General features: G+C 35.7%; 12 protein-coding genes. 5 read left to right on the top strand and 7 right to left on the bottom strand.

All coding sequences use genetic code 11. The features are described 5' to 3' along the window. Positions 1-10 precede the first annotated feature (10 nt). Positions 11-1,444, bottom strand: a complete 1,434-nt coding sequence (locus H7U22_RS03885) for an MFS transporter (protein WP_187070035.1) — start codon at positions 1,442-1,444, stop codon at positions 11-13. A gap of 143 nt (positions 1,445-1,587) precedes the next feature. On the opposite strand from H7U22_RS03885, the gene H7U22_RS03890 reads away from it, so the two are divergent. Further along, entirely contained in the window at positions 1,588-2,214 is a 627-nt protein-coding gene (locus H7U22_RS03890; RefSeq protein WP_187070036.1) for a LysE family translocator, read from the top strand. Positions 2,215-2,963: 749 nt separating this feature from the next. On the opposite strand, the gene H7U22_RS03895 is transcribed toward H7U22_RS03890, so the two are convergent. From H7U22_RS03895 to H7U22_RS03910, 4 genes are all read right to left on the bottom strand, one after another. After that, entirely contained in the window at positions 2,964-3,695 is a 732-nt protein-coding gene (locus H7U22_RS03895) for a LytR/AlgR family response regulator transcription factor (protein WP_187070037.1), read from the bottom strand. A gap of 81 nt (positions 3,696-3,776) precedes the next feature. Then, positions 3,777-4,796, bottom strand: a complete 1,020-nt coding sequence (locus H7U22_RS03900) for a sensor histidine kinase (RefSeq protein WP_187070038.1) — start codon at positions 4,794-4,796, stop codon at positions 3,777-3,779. A gap of 5 nt (positions 4,797-4,801) precedes the next feature. Then, positions 4,802-6,244: a S41 family peptidase gene (locus tag H7U22_RS03905; RefSeq protein WP_187070039.1), complete on the bottom strand. Its 1,443-nt coding sequence runs from the start codon at positions 6,242-6,244 to the stop codon at positions 4,802-4,804. Between the two features lie 22 nt (positions 6,245-6,266). Further along, positions 6,267-6,464 carry a hypothetical protein gene (locus tag H7U22_RS03910; RefSeq protein WP_187070040.1) on the bottom strand — a complete coding sequence of 66 codons (198 nt, stop codon included), beginning with the start codon at positions 6,462-6,464 and terminating at the stop codon, positions 6,267-6,269. Between the two features lie 626 nt (positions 6,465-7,090). On the opposite strand from H7U22_RS03910, the gene H7U22_RS03915 reads away from it, so the two are divergent. From H7U22_RS03915 to H7U22_RS03930, 4 genes are all read left to right on the top strand, one after another. Next, positions 7,091-8,677: a thioredoxin domain-containing protein gene (locus H7U22_RS03915; RefSeq protein ID WP_187070041.1), complete on the top strand. Its 1,587-nt coding sequence runs from the start codon at positions 7,091-7,093 to the stop codon at positions 8,675-8,677. Positions 8,678-9,290: 613 nt separating this feature from the next. Beyond that, complete coding sequence (locus H7U22_RS03920; protein ID WP_187070042.1) at positions 9,291-10,367, top strand: TlpA disulfide reductase family protein; 1,077 nt, start codon at positions 9,291-9,293, stop codon at positions 10,365-10,367. A 60-nt stretch (positions 10,368-10,427) separates the two neighbouring features. Then, positions 10,428-12,596, top strand: a complete 2,169-nt coding sequence (locus H7U22_RS03925; RefSeq protein WP_317172939.1) for a peptidase domain-containing ABC transporter — start codon at positions 10,428-10,430, stop codon at positions 12,594-12,596. 10 nt (positions 12,597-12,606) lie between these two features. After that, a complete protein-coding gene (locus H7U22_RS03930; protein ID WP_187070043.1) occupies positions 12,607-13,893 on the top strand; it encodes an HlyD family efflux transporter periplasmic adaptor subunit in 1,287 nt (428 codons plus the stop codon). 131 nt (positions 13,894-14,024) lie between these two features. Here H7U22_RS03930 and H7U22_RS03935 read toward each other — a convergent pair whose 3' ends face one another. Together H7U22_RS03935 and murI are read right to left on the bottom strand one after the other, a co-directional pair. After that, positions 14,025-15,926, bottom strand: a complete 1,902-nt coding sequence (locus H7U22_RS03935) for an amidophosphoribosyltransferase (protein WP_187070044.1) — start codon at positions 15,924-15,926, stop codon at positions 14,025-14,027. Positions 15,927-16,399: 473 nt separating this feature from the next. Then, positions 16,400-17,218 (bottom strand): glutamate racemase, encoded by an 819-nt coding sequence (murI, locus tag H7U22_RS03940; protein WP_187070045.1) that lies wholly within the window; start codon positions 17,216-17,218, stop codon positions 16,400-16,402. Between the last annotated feature and the right edge of the window lie 93 nt (positions 17,219-17,311).

Below are 17,311 nucleotides of genomic sequence, written 5' to 3' on the forward strand. Positions count from 1 at the left end.
TTATTAAAAATTAATGTCCGCCAGCAATTTTTCTGTCGAAGTTAATTCCCTGTGCTTTTAATATTCCACTAACCCGTACTGCATAAAATGCCAAGTAAGCAAAACAAAGAACACCAACAATATAACTGTGTTGAATTCCGGTATATTCTGAAACGAATCCTTGTAACCAGCTGATTATTCCACCGCCCATAATCATCATAATTAAGAAGCTACTGCCTTGACTTGTATTCTTACCTAAACCACTCACAGCTAAAGTAAATATACAAGGCCATAAAGTACTGCAGAATAAACCTACACTAGTAAATGCATAAACACTGATCATTCCTTTTGTAAACATTCCAATTACTAAAGCAGTAATTCCAATACAAGAGAAGATTAACAACATCCTGGCAGGGTTTCCTTTACTTGCCATATCAGCAATAATTAAAACAAGGATAATCACTGCATAAACATAAAATGGTGCAAGATCATGCTTAGCAATTGCATTAACAGCTAAAAAGATCCCGAATGCCAAATAAGGTGCAATAAACCTTAATATTTTTTGAGTGCTAACATTATCTGTAAATGCTTCTACAGCTCCCGTCCATCTACCAATCATCATACTTGCCCAATAAAGCGAAATATATGGTGCAATATCCTGAATAGCAAAACCTAAATCTTTCTCCATATAAGCAGGCAAATTACTTGCCGTAGAAACCTCAACGCCTACATAAACAAAAATTGCAATCATTCCCAAAACCAATTGAGGGTATTTTAAAGCAGAACCTTTATGACTTGCATCTTCCGTTTTAGCCTCAACCAATGTTGGTCTATCTGGCAATGAAGATAATTTTAAGAAAACAGCAACAGCGATAAATGCAGCGCCTAAGATTAAATAAGGAATTTTAACACTTTCGATACTGATATTACTGCTTGCATTTGCTGCAGATCCGAAAATTGCAAAACTTACAACCAATGGACCTATTGTTGTACCGAAGTTATTGATACCACCAGCTAAGGTTAATCTTTGTGAACCAGTTCTAATTGGCCCCAAAGCAATGGCTAGTGGATTTGCAACAGTTTGTTGTAATGAAAAACCCAATGCCACAATAAATAAACCCGATAGCATTAAAGGAAACGAGCCTAAATTTGCTGCAGGGTAGAATAATAATGTACCTACTGCAGAAATAACTAATCCAAGCGCTAAGGAGTTTTTGTATCCAAGCTTGTTTACAATATCTTGTTTTATTAAAACAGAAATTGCGTTATAAATTAACGCACCAACCGTATAAGCAATATAAAATGCTAAGGAAACCCACTGACTTTGGCTTTGAGTTAAATCAAAAGCTTTTTTAAATACTGGAATTAATATGTCATTACTTGCAGCTACGAAGCCCCAAAAAAAGAATACGGTAACTAGGGGAATAAATTGCCCCCACTTGGTTTGTGTCTGTTCTGAACTCATTTTTAAATTTAGTTTTATTGGGTCTAAACATAATTAAAAAAAAATTAAAAAAGGGTAACTTTTATGCAACTAATGCAACAAAAATAAATGTTAGATGTTTAGGTATAAAGTTGCATATTCGCATATTATAAACAATACAATGCATGTTTGAAGCCATATTATTAGGTATTGGGGCAGGGATTATTTCGTCGTTTTTAACTGGTCCTGTATTTTTTGCAATGATAAAAACCAGCATAGAAAAAGGCTTTAAGGCTGGTTTTTCTTTAGCTATTGGTGTAATTATTAGTGATGTAGTTCTAATTGCCCTTGTTCTTTTCGGAAGCCAATTTTTTGATTATAAAGCTAGCTTTGATAAGTACGTTGGTATTATTGGAGGGATATTTTTACTTGCTGTGGGCATCTATTATCTAGTGTCCAAAATCTCCATCCATTATAAAACTAATAAGCTTCAAAAAGTAAGCAAAAGGGGTTATCTGATCAAAGGATTTTTAATGTGCATCCTCACGCCTTCTACTTTAATGTTCTGGATTATTGTAAGCGGAATTATCTCTGTTAAACTGAATAACATGCTGAACGAAAAGCTGGTATGCTTCTTTATTGCTATGGCTACGCAACTCAGTATTGATGGTGCAAAAAGTTATTATTCGAGCAAACTTCGCTATAAAATTAAAGAGGATGCTTTACGGAAGCTGAATAAAATTGCCGGTGTAATTATTATTTTCTTCGCCTTCTGGCTAATTGCTAAAACTTATCTTAAGTTTTATTCATAAATCCCTTCAACAGCTCAATTCAGATTTGAGTGGTTTACCCTGTGTTTAAATATTTTGGGCATGCCCCAAGCTTCGCAAGGGTCGGGCTATCCATTGCAATCTTTTTTGAAGAAAAATCAAAAAAGGATTTTCACTGCTATCCCTCATGCAAAACCTTAACATTTCACTTACAAAATAGCTCAATACGAAAACATTTTTTCAACACACTACCGTTTGAGCCGACAATAGGCTACGAACAGTGAGGCGGCCACCATCACCCGAGCCGTCTTTTCCCGCGCAGGTGGGAATCTTAATGTCTATTAAACGAAGGCTTGTCAAAAGTAAATTAGACATTGGCAAAAATAAATATTGATCAGTCCGAAATAATAATTGTCTGTCCAAAATAAATGAGCTTTCCAAAATAAATAAAGGCTTTTCTAAAGTAATAATACTCTGTTCGAAACAAATAAGACTCTGGCAAGGCGAAGTGAGCGCATGACAAAGCTATTAAGGTCATTTCTGCGTAAGCGAGATCTTTATGCAAAAGAGAACTAACTATTTTTTAATTAGAACGAGGACTAATGATAAAAATTAATCACAAAAAAAATCGGAATGAGAGAAAAACCTCCATTATACATATTTAAAGTGAGTCATATCTGGTCAGAACAAGACATTTTGAATCAAATTTATTTCTCTTTATTTTACCCTAATAGGCTCTGAATAAAGTATTAATAACCTTTCTATTATTAGTTAGATACTTCAAAATCCAATTAATTAGGATTAATTAAATTTTTCTTAATTGTTTCTAAAAATTGCTTTTTATATGTTTCTCCAATAGAAATTTCGCAGGATATTCCTTTAAGTACAACCTGATTACCATTGATGGCAATGACTTTATCCAAAGCAATGATAAAAGATTTCTGTATCCGCATAAAACGATTTTTCGGTAATCTTTCCTCGACATCCTTCATCGTAATAAGTGCAAGCGTACGATTACCATTATGGTGAAGGGCAACGTAATTCTTCATTCCTTCAATATAATCAATGTCGTTGATATATACTTTGATCATTTGGCTTTTAAATTGCGTTTTGACAATGAAATAGCTGCTATCCGCTGAAGTATGATTGTAATCTGTGTGCTGTGAGCTTATTATTTTTTGCGCCTTGGTGACAGCCTGCAAAAAACGTGGCAAAGGAATGGGTTTGATCAAATAGTCAACTACGTCGAGGTCAAATCCCGTAGACGCGAATTCACTATAAGCAGTTGTTAGGATAAAATTGTAATTTTTATGGCGGACAGCTTTAATGAATTCTATGCCTGATATTTTTGGCATATTGATATCAAGAAATATTAAATCAACGTGGTGATCATTTAAAAAAGTAATGGCTTCGGTTGGTTTATTAAAAGTCGCTATTAAGTTAAGTTCACTGATTGATCTGATATAGTGTTCCAAGACTTCAATTGCTGGTGCTTCATCATCAACAATAATACAGTTTGCCATAATAAGGGTATTGAGTTTTTAATAATTATTGGACTGGATTTTTGGGGATGTTTTTTTACTTTTGATTAGGTGTGCCAAAAGTTAATTTATAATCAGTGAAATTGAATACTCTGTTTCTGTTTCGTCTATTGAAAGGTTAAATTTACTTCCGTAATAGTAATTCAGTCTTTTTTTAATGTTTTCCATACCGATACCACTTGAAAGCTCTGTTGAGCTTTCCTTTTTTTTGTTATAGGTGCGTAAACTGATACTGTTATCTTCACCTATTTCCAGCAGGATTTTAGCGTGATTTGATTCATCCGTACAGTCTCCATGCTTTAGTATGTTTTCAACTATAGTGATTAATACAAAAGGTATAATGCTGACTTTGCCAGTATTTCCTAGAACTTCAAAGTCAATCATCAACTCGTGCTTAAAACGAAGCTGATTAATCTTAATTACATTCTTAATGTGTTCAATTTCTTCATCAATCAGTACAGTCTGATCATCGTCATCCTGTTTTAAAGAGTAGTGCATAATCTGGCTCAGGGTCATAATACCATCTGATAATTCAGATGAGAGCGGTAAAGATTTCGCATAAAAAAAATTCAGGGTGTTATTTAAAAAATGAGGATTGATCTGAGCCCTCAAAAATGTATACTGTGCATGATGCTTTTCTTCTTCATTTAAGCGTAATTGCTTTTGGTGCTTAACGTTTTCAGTTGCATAATAATATGCAAATGCAAAAAATGAATATTTAATATATAACCAAAGAACACCTACGGCAAATATCCAAATATGAAAGGGAGTCGTTGGCCCACCATTTGCCTTGATTAGGGGCCTGATGTAATAGGCAGTTATATACCAATTTAAATAAGAAAAAAGATAAGCAAAAATTATCCCAGCTATTAATGAATATATTTTTAAAGGACTTGCGTATTTTGTGTACACAAACAGGCACATATAAAACGTGCATATACTTGGGAACTGTGTAAAGAAAAAATCGCCAATACTAAAAAAATAATCTTTCGGGTTTGTAGCGAATTCAACCAGAGTACTAACTAACATGTACGCAAGCCAAAAAATTACATGGTATATTATTAATCTGTATTTTTGTTTCATTCCTTTTATCTATCCTTATATGTCCGAACAAAATCTATCCAATCGGAAACTGATGCTGGTATAAATATGTCGGGCTTAATCCCAATATTGTCCAAAGGATACGCAGGTAATCTCAAAGATTTGCAGGCGGGATAACCCAAACTATAAAAGCCACAGGGCAGCTTGGTTTTTACGACCTCTAAGTAATCAATAGCCCCTGATGAATTACTGCCATAAATTTTTACTTTCGAGCTCTGTTTTGCCTCTAAAATAAAAAGCTCGGCAGCACTCGCTGTATTTCCATTTGTGATCAAAGAAACCCTTTTGGGATAGTTACGCACATTTGAAATGGTAATCGTGTCAACCGGATATAAAGGGTAAAGCTCATTAGGGTGAGCTTTCAATTTGCGTAGATTGCTTTCGAACATTCTTTTCACACTGTCCGCAAGATCTGAGGGAATCTGACTATAATAATCACGAATATTCTCTTCAGTGGCAAGCACACTTGCTCCTTCCGTTAAGATTGGTTTGGTATATACATAAGGTATTAGCTTGTCATAAACAAGGACAGAACCACCGTAATTATTTCGAAGATCTATTATTAAATGATCATGTGTTTCTAATTCATGTGCATTTTTCTTAATTATACTATCCATCATGCTTACATAATTCAATGTTGCATACTCAGGCATTTGAAATAAGCATGTTTTATCATCCAAAACTTTAAACATGGGCGAAACGTTAGCTTCCTCAGTCTTGTTAGGTAACTGCGGAACAACAACTGAGCTTTTATACCACCTTGAGGTAACGGCACCATTTCCGAGTGTTAATGTGTCTCCGATTTTATTCAAGGACAGAAGATTTTTTGAATGATCTATAGCCTTAAAATATTTCATAAGGTATGTGCTACGATTTTTAGTGAACCTGAATTTAACCTGTTGAGGTGTCCATCTAGCACCATCCGCCTTTAAAATAAAGCCGATAAATTCATTTTTGATTTTTTGGTCCTTAATTATTCCTATTTCATAGGCTCCTGTATGATCTCTCCAAATCCCTTCTAAACCGTCTAGTCTATTTCCACCTTTGCTCAGATAAGAACGGAATACTGGCTCTGTATAAATCAATTTTTCTTCATTAGCATAATAATTCCTTATCTGTTCTTTGCTGTAGTTACTATCATCATAAGTAATAGACATATGCTTATCATTAAAGAAAGAAAGCCATAACCTGATAATTGGCGAACATTGGTAAGATTGTGCTTTTCTAGCTTCATTGAGCAGGCTATCCGTAAAAAACTGAAATTTATCCCTATTGGAAATAGTTACTTTGTCTGTATAACCAACATAATTTTTTTTTACCCGCTCTATTACAAATTTTAAATTGTCGCCACAATTGCAGTTTTGAGCTTTTGAAGAAAGAAAAGCGAGGACAAACATGAAGGTTGCAAAAGTCTTTATGTATTTATGCATTTCCATTAGGCTTGTATGAGCATTACAGGCTAAGCGATACGGTTGTCGTTGGTTTATTTTCAACACACCCCGGTAATGTAGATGGTTTTGGAGGGTCTCCTTCATTTGTTGTGGTACTGTCGCCACCTTTAATTAATCGCATTTGTTCTCTGCTAAGGCCGGACATAGACTTTCTCTTAAAAAGAAATAATGTTTTTTTTTCTAGTTTTTTGATTTCCATAATAATGAAGAATTAAATATAAGTGAATTAAATGTATAACTTATAAGAGTTGCCTCAAAAAATAATAAACCAAACGGGTTGTTTTAAGGACGAAATGCCTATTTTATACATAATACTTATAAAAGTGAATCCTATTTAACAGCGTAGGCAGAAAATTGCATCAGTTTATTTTAACTTAAATATTAAGGGGTTTTTTGGCATTTGGGACGGACTATCTTCCATTGCTTTCCTAATTACTTTCTTTACAGATATTCTGGCTTATAATTTTCCATGGCCTATCTCCCCCTTTTGACTGTTTTATTCTGTCGGTAATACCTCCATATATTTCACATAAGGTATTGAATCTATAGGCAAACTTCATTGAATTTTTTTCTCTGGAATTAAATAATTCGAAGGTTTTGCATCTGCCTTACAGTAAAAAAATAAGCTTTTAAACCATATTTTTAATTAATACATTATCTTTTTTCTCCTTTTTTTACGAGTTAGTCCGCTGAAGACAGCTTTGTGTCCTTTCAAAAAGGTATTTGGTGTAATAGCCTGTTTCGGGGCTTTGATTAGCCATAAAAAGTGTAAAAATTAGCATAACCAAATTGTTAGATAATCACGCACAATAAGATACAATCAAAATGAAATTCTTAAATACTTCAAAGTCAAATTTGGTAGGTGTTACACAACTTCTTATTAAAAAGCTAAATGCGAAAGTAACAGCAGGTACTATTGAAAACAAATTGGAAGACCATCCGGGCTATCCCAATCTTTTAGCCTTGAGTGATTGTCTTGATGAATGGAAAATAGAGCATCAGGTCTTTCAGATTCAGATAGACAGTTACGATCCGAACGATTTCATGTTTCCTTTTTTAGCACATACAAAGGAAAATACTGGTCGGTTAATTTTGGTAGAAAAAATAATTGACGGCACGATCTATTATTCTGACGAGCTAAAAAAGAATAATAAAATGCCAGAAGAAAATTTTCTTTTTTTATGGGATGGTATAGTGCTGCATGCAAAAGTTACAAATCAAAGTGAAGAAAAAGACTTTTTTCAGAATAGAATCAAATATGCGCTTAAGAAGATAGCTTTTCCTTTGCTTATCATTTTGGGAACTTTAATTCTGTACCTGTTATTAAGTCTCCATTCTTTTGAAATTGCATATTTAATCTTATCGGTAACTAAAATAGCAGGTGTAATAATTAGTATACTTTTATTAAGCCAAAGTATAAATTCCAATAACCCCTTCATTCAGAATTTGTGCGGGCTTACCGGAAAAAGTGATTGCAATGCCTTATTAAAGTCTGATGCTGCTAAGGTTACCTCGTGGCTTAGCTGGAGCGAAGTAGGGTTCTTTTACTTTGCGGGTTCTTTATTATCACTATTGATTAACATTAATACTCTGGGCATACTTGCATGGCTAAATGTATTTGTACTCCCTTATACCATCTATTCTATCTCCTATCAGTACCGAACTAAAAACTGGTGCGTATTATGTTGCTCGGTACAGGCCATATTGGTTTTGGAGTTTCTTCTTAATATTTCATTTAGTCATTTCACTGGGACCTTTTCAAATCTATCTCTACTACCAATTTCCCTAATAATCGGGTTTCTAGTCCCACTATTAGCTTGGGGATTAATAAAACAATCTCTGCTTAATGCCTCAAAAATAAAACCGCTGCAACAGCAGTTAAAGAAATTTAAATACAACAGCGATTTATTTAAGCAGTCGCTAACCAATCAACCACGTTATGCGGTACCTGATGAATTAAAACCAATCATACTAGGAAACAGAGAATCAGAACAAGCCATTACCATTGTGAGCAACCCTTATTGTAGGCCATGCTCTAAAGCGCACAAAACAATAGAAGACTGGCTTAAACAGGATGAAAACCTTAAGGTGAAAATCATCTTTACAAACGGAGGCACATTTGATGATGATCGAAGCAAGATCGTTCAGCATATGACCTCGCTTAATTTATATGCTGATGAAGAAATAGTCGAAACTGCATTAAGTGAATGGTATGGGGAAACCAATAAAGTATATAATGAGTGGGCAAAGCATTATCCGATAAAAAAAACCGAAGACATAACGGATATTACAAAAAGGCAAAAGGAGTGGTGTGAACTAGCAGAAATAAATTACACACCAACGATATTAGTGAACGGATATAAGCTCCCTGAGCCATACCGCCTTGATGATTTAAAATATTTACTCGCCTAACGAAGCACACTGAAATTGATCATTTATATCTGAATATAAAAGCACTGGATGTTAAACCGAATGACGGCGGTTACCGGCATCGTGGTATGCAACCCTACGTGGCAAGGTTGCTCATCTTAAACAATTAAATAATTAACAAAATGAAAAAATTAAATTTGCTTAGCAAGTCCGAAATGAAAAACGTTTTCGGCGGTGGAGGTGTTACTCCTGATCCTATTGGTGATAGGTGTAGATCAGATTACGCTTGTGTATTCACTGGCACCGACGGTCTCACTGGAGGCGGATGTGCAACTATGCAAACGGGTCAATGTCGTTGCGTAGCTTACAATAACGGGGTTGCGACGCAGAGCGTACCGAGTAGTGCCTGCCTAAATTAATTAAATATGCCTCCTTTAACTGGAGGCATATTTATAAAAATACCTGCTTATAGATTATAATAATAATTTATTATAGTTAGAATTGATATATTTAATCTCAGGAATTACACTAAAAGTAGACTTGCTATCGCAATTGACGGGGTCTTTGCACTTGCAAAAACGATATGACATAAGCATCTTAATAAATTCGACCTTGATAATTGAATTTTCAAAACGCCCATCATCTAGGAAAAAACATGAAAAAAATAATATTATTAATTCAGCTGATTTTTATTTTTACTACCGGTTATACTCAATACAGATACGAGTTGAAGGTTATTTCAAAATTACCGAAAGGTACTAAACTCTATTTTAATATTTTGGATAACATTGAATGGAAATTGATAAAAAAGGACTCCGCTATTATCAATGGTGATTATATAAAGTTTAACGGAACATTTACTCAGCCCGCCCATTACGCTGCTTTATTGATTAAATATAAAGGCCGCTATATTTCAGAAAATTTTGTTATTGACTCAGGCAAAAACAGCTTGTCCCTAGCGTTAAAACTAGATTCTAAAACAACTTTAGACCGAGTAACCATTGGAACGAAAAGTAATGAAATATATGATAAGTTAATTGCCATTAAAATTCAACAGAATATATCGCCTTCCTCTATCCGTGAAATGGCTAGTGTTCTTCAAAATTATCCGAATGAGTATTTTAGCGTACTTGCATTATACCAATTAACTCATTATGACCGTACTGAAGACTATGCTAAAGTGACTCTCAATACATTATCATTGTTAAATGAAGATCTTCAGAATAGCCCATTAGGTCAAGAAATTTTTAGGGAACAAAGTAAATTGATTAGCAACCTTGAATCAGTTAAAGTAGGTAAAGCTGTACCTTATTTCTCCGTAAAAGATGATAACGGAAAATTATTCCAAAATGAATCTTTAAAGGGCAAGCCATATTTAATTGTTTTCTCTGCAACATGGTGTGCACCCTGCCAAAAACAGTTACCGCTACTAAAACAGGTATACGAAAAATATAAACCAGAGGGTTTGAAAGTGGTATACTTTAACAACGATTCTGATGTAAAACGCTGGAAGGAACATATTCTCAAAAACAAACTCACCTGGATCAATGTATCTGAAAGGCTCAAGCCAACAGAGAGTAAAATACAGAAGTCATTTGGAGTATATGCTGTTCCTACCTGTTTATTGATAGATAAGGAAGGTAAAATTGTTTACAATTCAGATCAGGACGATACGGGGCTTACCAAGCTTGATGACAATGTAAAACGTACAGTTAAAGATACATCTCGTTAAAAAATAGCTGTTTACACAACTAAAGCTTACCTATAATCCTCGAAAACATTGTCTAAATTCTTGTCTTACAAGCAACCCGATCAAATGGACTGTGGGCCTACATGCCTGCGTATGATTGCGAAATATTATGGAAAAAATTTCAGTTTGCAAAAGCTGAGGGATATTTCTGGAATTAACCGTGAAGGCGTTTCTTTATTAGGCATTAGTGAGGCTGCCGAAAAAATAGGCTTCAGAACTGTTGCCTCAAAATTTTATCTGGCAGAGCTAACGGAGGCTGAACTACCGATGATTCTTCATTGGAACCAAAATCACTTTGTGGTACTTTATAAGGTAAAAAATAACCGTTACTTTATTGCTGACCCTGCAAAAGACCTAATTACTTATACAGAAAAAGAATTTACAAAGCATTGGCTCCATTCATCTGAAAATACTGAGGGAATAGGCTTAATGTTAACGCCTACTCCAGATTTTTATAATCAGGAAGGAGATAGTAATAGGAGCCTAAATTTATCCTATCTATTAAAATACTTCTACAGATATAAATTACTGATCATACAGCTTTTTGTAGGCTTAGGTGTAGGCAGTTTACTTCAACTGCTTTTACCATTTCTCACGCAATCTGTTGTTGATATCGGCATTAATACACGTAATCTAAATTTTATCTATATCGTACTGATAGCACAGACCATGCTTTTTATAGGCAGAATGAGCGTAGATTTTATCCGATCATGGATACTGCTGCACATGAGTACACGAATTAATATTTCGATCCTCACGGACTTCCTTATCAAATTGATGAAGCTTCCGATTAGCTACTTTGATACCAAGATGACCGGCGATATCATGCAACGCATGAACGATCAGAAAAGGATTGAATCATTTTTAACGGGATCAACACTGAGTGTGATTTTCTCCGTATTCAATCTGGTTGTGTTTAGTTTTGTTCTGGCTTATTACAACGCCACTATTTTCGTGATTTTTCTAATTAGCAGTGTATTGTATAGCTTATGGGTTGTCCTTTTTCTAAAAAGAAGGCGTAACCTGGATTTTAAACGCTTCGATCTATCGGCTAAAAATCAGAGTGCTGTGGTCCAGCTCATCAGCGGGATGCAGGAGATCAAACTCAACAACTGCGAACAACAGAAACGCTGGGAGTGGGAACGGCTACAGGCAGGCCTTTTCCGTTTTAATATCAGTAGTCTTAAATTAGGGCAATATCAGCAGGCAGGGGCTTTTTTCATAAATGAGGGCAAAAACATACTCATAACTTTTTTGGTTGCAAAATCCGTTATTGATGGTGCCCTGACTCTAGGCGCTATGATGGCGGTGCAATATATTATTGGTCAACTGAACAGTCCGATTGAGCAGATGCTCGGATTTATACAGCAATTACAGGATGCAAAAATCTCACTGGAAAGACTAAACGAGATCCGCGAAATGGATGATGAGGAACCATCGGGTAAGACATTTGTTAAAGAGCTTCCCACAGATAAAAGTCTTAATCTTCAAAATATTATATTTACCTATCCGGGTGCTGGCAACGAACCTGTTCTCTCCAACATCAATCTAAATATTCCCGAAGGAAAAACAACAGCAATCGTAGGGATGAGCGGAAGTGGAAAAACCACCATATTAAAGCTTTTACTCCGTTTTTACGAGCCGCAAAAAGGGGAAATCAAGGTGGGCAACAATTATCTCACCAATATCAGTTTTCGTTATTGGAGGGGGCTGTGTGGTGTTGTAATGCAGGATGGGTTTATCTTCTCAGACACAATTGCCCGTAATATTGCAGTGGGCGATGAGTATACGGATGTGGCCAAGCTAAAAAATGCGATCGAAATGGCCAATATCAATGAGTTTATTGAAAATCTACCTTTGGGCCTAAACACCAAAATAGGTGCTGAAGGGAATGGTATTAGCCAAGGGCAAAGACAACGGATACTTATTGCCAGAGCCGTTTATAAAAACCCTGAATACATTTTTTTTGATGAAGCTACCAATGCTTTGGATGCCCATAATGAACTGGTGATTATGGATAATCTGCAACGTTTTTTTAAGGGCAAGACAGTTGTTGTAGTGGCACATCGTTTAAGCACTGTAAAACATGCCGATAATATTGTGGTGTTGGAAAAAGGAGTGATTATTGAGCAGGGAACTCATATAGAGCTGACGCAAAATAGGGGTGTTTATTATACTTTGGTTAAGAACCAGCTAGAACTTGGAAATTAATTCTATCGTTATGCCAGAAGACATCATAGAACTTGAAACCCATAGTGAGGAAGTACACGAGATCATCACCGCCGTACCTTCATGGATTTTAAAGTGGGGTATTACTATTGTATTTGCCATTATTGGCGGAATTGTACTTTTATCTGCTTTCATCGAATATCCTGATGTCGTTACAACTAACCTTAAGGTCAATTCACTGAATGCGCCAAAAACTGTACTTGCCCGGCAAAAGGGCAAGCTCACAGCATTATTGGTTGCTGAAGGACAAATGGTAAAGACCAATCAACCATTAGCCTATCTGGAAAGTACGGCACTGCCCGCTGATGTGCTTCAACTAAACGTTAAATTAAAAGCCTTACAAACCCAATTGCTAAACCACAGCCTAGAATCCGCAATCCTACCCGAGAGGCTTAATCTTGGGGAGATACAGGGCAGTTTTCAAAATTTTTACCAACAGTATTTACAATATCGTTCGACTCTCAAAAATGGATACTACTTGAACAGGTTGGCCTTTCTGGAAAAAGACTTAAAGAACGTTAAAGAGTTAAGTAAACAAATAATGCAACAAAAAAAAATACAGTTGCAGGAATATGCCAATCAGGAAACAGAATATAAAGCTTATCAAAAGTTATACTCAAATAAGGTGATTTCGCGTAGCGAGTTTACACAACAGGAAAACAAATATCTTGCTTCAAAATACCCTTTACAACAGAGCAAAACTGAATTGTTAAACAACAACAGTAGCTACAGCAACAAAGAGAAAGAACTTCTAGACTTGAAACATACTATAGAAGAAGAACAAGGCAAGTTTGTACAGGCATTGAACCAATGTATTACTGAAAGTGATAGTTGGATTATGCAACACGTTCTATTGGCACCCGTCTCGGGCAGGATATCTTACGCAGGTATTGTACAGCAAAACCAGAATGTAGAATCTGGTCAGGAAATATTTACCATTAACCCGGGCAATACCGATTTCTTTGGAGAGATACAGATTCCTCAATATAATATGGGAAAGATCCGAAAGGGTTCGGTTACTTTGGTAAAAATGCGCAGTTTCCCATTTGAACAGTTTGGCATGATCAGGGGAAAGCTGACATATATTTCGGAGGTGGCCTATCACGATAGTGTTTTTATTGCCAAAGTAAGCTTTGTACAGTTTGAAAATAAAGACCGAGAACACAAAATTATATTGAAAAATGGTATGCAGGGAGACGCAGAAATTATCACCGAAGAGAGTTCCTTACTTCAACGTTTTTTCAGAAACATTACCAAAATATTAAACAATGGCAATTGATGTATTTTATATTTTTTTTAGACCCATTAAACAAAAAAGCCTTTAGAAATTCTAAAGGCTCCAAATTGTGTGTTCTCAATGAGGCACTACGATTTTCTTTGTTTTCAAATCCCCTTAAGGGAATTTAACTGTTAATAAGCCCTTTGATTATTTCCTTCTTTCCAATTAACGAAAGCCTTATTTACAACCTTATTACCACCAGGAGTTGGATAATTTCCAGAGAAATACCAATCGCCCTTGTTTTTAGGACAAGCACTATGTAAGTTTTCCAAACTTTGATAAATTACTTCAACTGCTGCAACAGTTCCCTTTGGTGTAATAATCTGCGCAATTTTAGCCGAAATTTCTTCTGGAGTAAATGGTTTGTAAATTTCCTTAACGTGATTTACAATTTCTTCCTTAGGAAGCAATAATGAAGCTTTACATTTTGTATAAACATCTTCAATTACTTGCCACATACCACGTTCAGTTAATAATTGAATCGCTGCATCAAAAGCTACAAACTGTCCCATTCTACTCATATCGATTCCATAACAATCTGGATAACGAATTTGAGGAGCAGAAGAAACAATGATGATTTTCTTGGGATGCAAACGATCTACAATCTTAATTATACTTTGTTTAAGCGTTGTACCCCGAACAATCGAATCATCTAACGCCACCAAAGTATCTTGGTGATTTTTGATAATTCCGTAAGTAGTATCGTAAACGTGTGCTACCATTTCACCACGATCAGCATCTTGAGTAATAAACGTACGAAGCTTAACATCTTTAACGGCAAGTTTTTCTACTCTTGGCGTCATCGATAAAAGTTCATCCAGTTCAACATCACTTAATTGTTCCTTTTTATTTAAAAGAACATCTTTTTGGTGATTACGAACATACTGGTTTACACCATCAACCATCCCGAAGAAAGCAACTTCTGCAGTGTTAGGTATGAATGAAAATACGGTGTTTTTTAAATCGTGACCAACGGCTTTTAAAACCTGATCACAAAGTAAGCGACCCAATTGTTTACGTTCTTGGTAAATCTCAACATCACTTCCTTTAGAGAAATAAATGCGTTCGAAAGAACAAGAAAGTCTTTCGGTAGGTTCGCGGAATTGCTCCATGCTTACCTCTCCGTTTTTCTTAATGATCAAAGCATGCCCAGGATCAATTTCCTTTACATCTTTAAACTGAATATTAAATGCAGTTTGAAGTGCTGGTCTTTCTGAAGCCGCCACAACAATCTCATCATCGTAATAATAATAAGCAGGACGAATTCCAGCTGGATCACGCATGATGAACGAATCTCCATTACCAACCATACCACAGATCGAATAACCTCCATCCCAAGTTTTAGCCGAACGGCGTAAAATATTTGCAATGTTTAAGTTGTCAGAAATTTTGTGGGTAATAGAAATGTTATCGTGTCCATCTTTTTTATAAGCGTCGAAAAGCTCTTGGTTTTCGTCATCTAAAAAGTGACCGATTTTCTCAAGAACTGTAACGGTATCTGCTTTTTCTTTTGGATGTTGACCCAACTCATATAATTGCTCTAATAACTCATCAACATTAGTCATGTTGAAGTTGCCGGCAATCACCAAGTTACGCGTCATCCAGTTGTTTTGCCTTAAAAAAGGGTGGCAATTTTCGATACTGTTTTTACCATGCGTACCATAACGCAAATGGCCCATTAACACCTCGCCAATAAAGCTTACGTTGTTTTTGAGCCACTCTGTATCCTGCATTAATTCAGGCGTATTTTCTTGAATATCTACGAACTTGTTCTGTACGTATTCGAAGATATCTGCTACCGCATTCGAAGCCATGCTTCGGTATCGACTTATGTACCTACTGCCTGGTTTCATATCCAACTTAATGGTGGCAATACCTGCGCCATCTTGGCCTCGGTTATGCTGTTTTTCCATTAAAAGATATAATTTGTTAAGGCCGTAAAGTGCTGTACCGTACTTTTGCTGGTAGTAAGAAAGTGGTTTTAACAGGCGAATAAAAGCGATTCCGCATTCGTGTTTTATCTGATCACTCATTGTGTGGGTTTGAAGGCGCAAAGTTATCCTTTTAAACAGTTACAACCTAAACAAAAGTGTTTTCTTTTGTCACAGTGCGGTTAATTTGAATTTTGAAAGATCCCTCAAGGCCACCTCACTATTTTTCAAAGAATAGAAAAATTATTAAGGGAGAAACCCTTTAACAGCAACATTTATCCATCAAATGGTAAAACAACTCGCATAACTCATTTATTATGTACTGAGCGCCAGGCATTAAGTACATAACTATAGTTAGCCGAAAGGATGCATATTTTTTTAAAGTGATAGGAAACATACAGATATAAATCCAGTTTTTAAGTTCCAGCCTTTAAAATTGCTTTTCTAGGTCATACAAAACCAAAGCTTTTTGCATAGGGGTTTACTTAAGTTATATTCAGTTCCTATTCATAGCTAAGCCGTAGTCTAAGGCATGATGCTTGCATTTTAAGGCATATATTATGCACACATAAGAATTACATTTTACTGCTCTTAAGCTCCGCTCCAAAAAAGATAGAAGCATGTTCATCAAAAGCGGTTGGATCTCCGCTGGTATAAAATTCCTTTTTACCACCTTTACCAAGCTGTTCTTCCATTTCTGGATGTCTGTTCAGATAATTTATTAAACTTTGAGCCACAATTTCGCCCTGCGATAATATAGTGATAGTATCTGGTAATGCAGTTTTAAGCTTTGGCAATAACAAAGGATAATGTGTACAAGCGAGCAAAACGCAATCAATATCTTTAGCTTGTTCAATCAACGCGTTACAATATTCGTTAACAAAAAAATCTGCTCCAGCTTGCAAATGTTCGTTGTTCTCGATCAGCGGTACCCACATTGGGCAACTTTGCTGATGAACAATAATCTCGGGAAAAAATTTATTGATTTCTAATAAGTATGATTGCGAATTAACCGTGCCCCTAGTCCCCATTACGCCAACCTGATTAGATGAGGTGTACTGACCAATAACCTCTGCTGTGGGTCTTATTACACCCAATACTCTCCTATCGGGATACTTTAATGGTAAATCCTTTTGTTGAATCGTTCTCAACGCCTTTGCCGATGCCGTGTTGCAGGCCAATATCACAAGCTTGCATCCTTTTGCAAAAAGCCATTCAACACACTCTAAGGTATAACGGTAAATGGTATCGAAAGAATGATCTCCATAAGGCGATCGGGCATTATCGCCCAAATAAATATAATTGTAATCGGGTAATTGTCCAGCAATAGATCGAAAAACCGTTAAGCCTCCATAGCCCGAATCGAAAATACCTATTGGTGAAGTGTTGTTCATATTAAAATCTAATTACCTAAAGTCGAAAATAATTTATATTCATTTGGGCGTTTTAACACGCTGTTCGTTATATCTTTTTGTCAGAAAAAGCCA

Source organism: Pedobacter fastidiosus (genome assembly GCF_014306625.1).
GTDB lineage: Bacteria > Bacteroidota > Bacteroidia > Sphingobacteriales > Sphingobacteriaceae > Pedobacter > Pedobacter fastidiosus.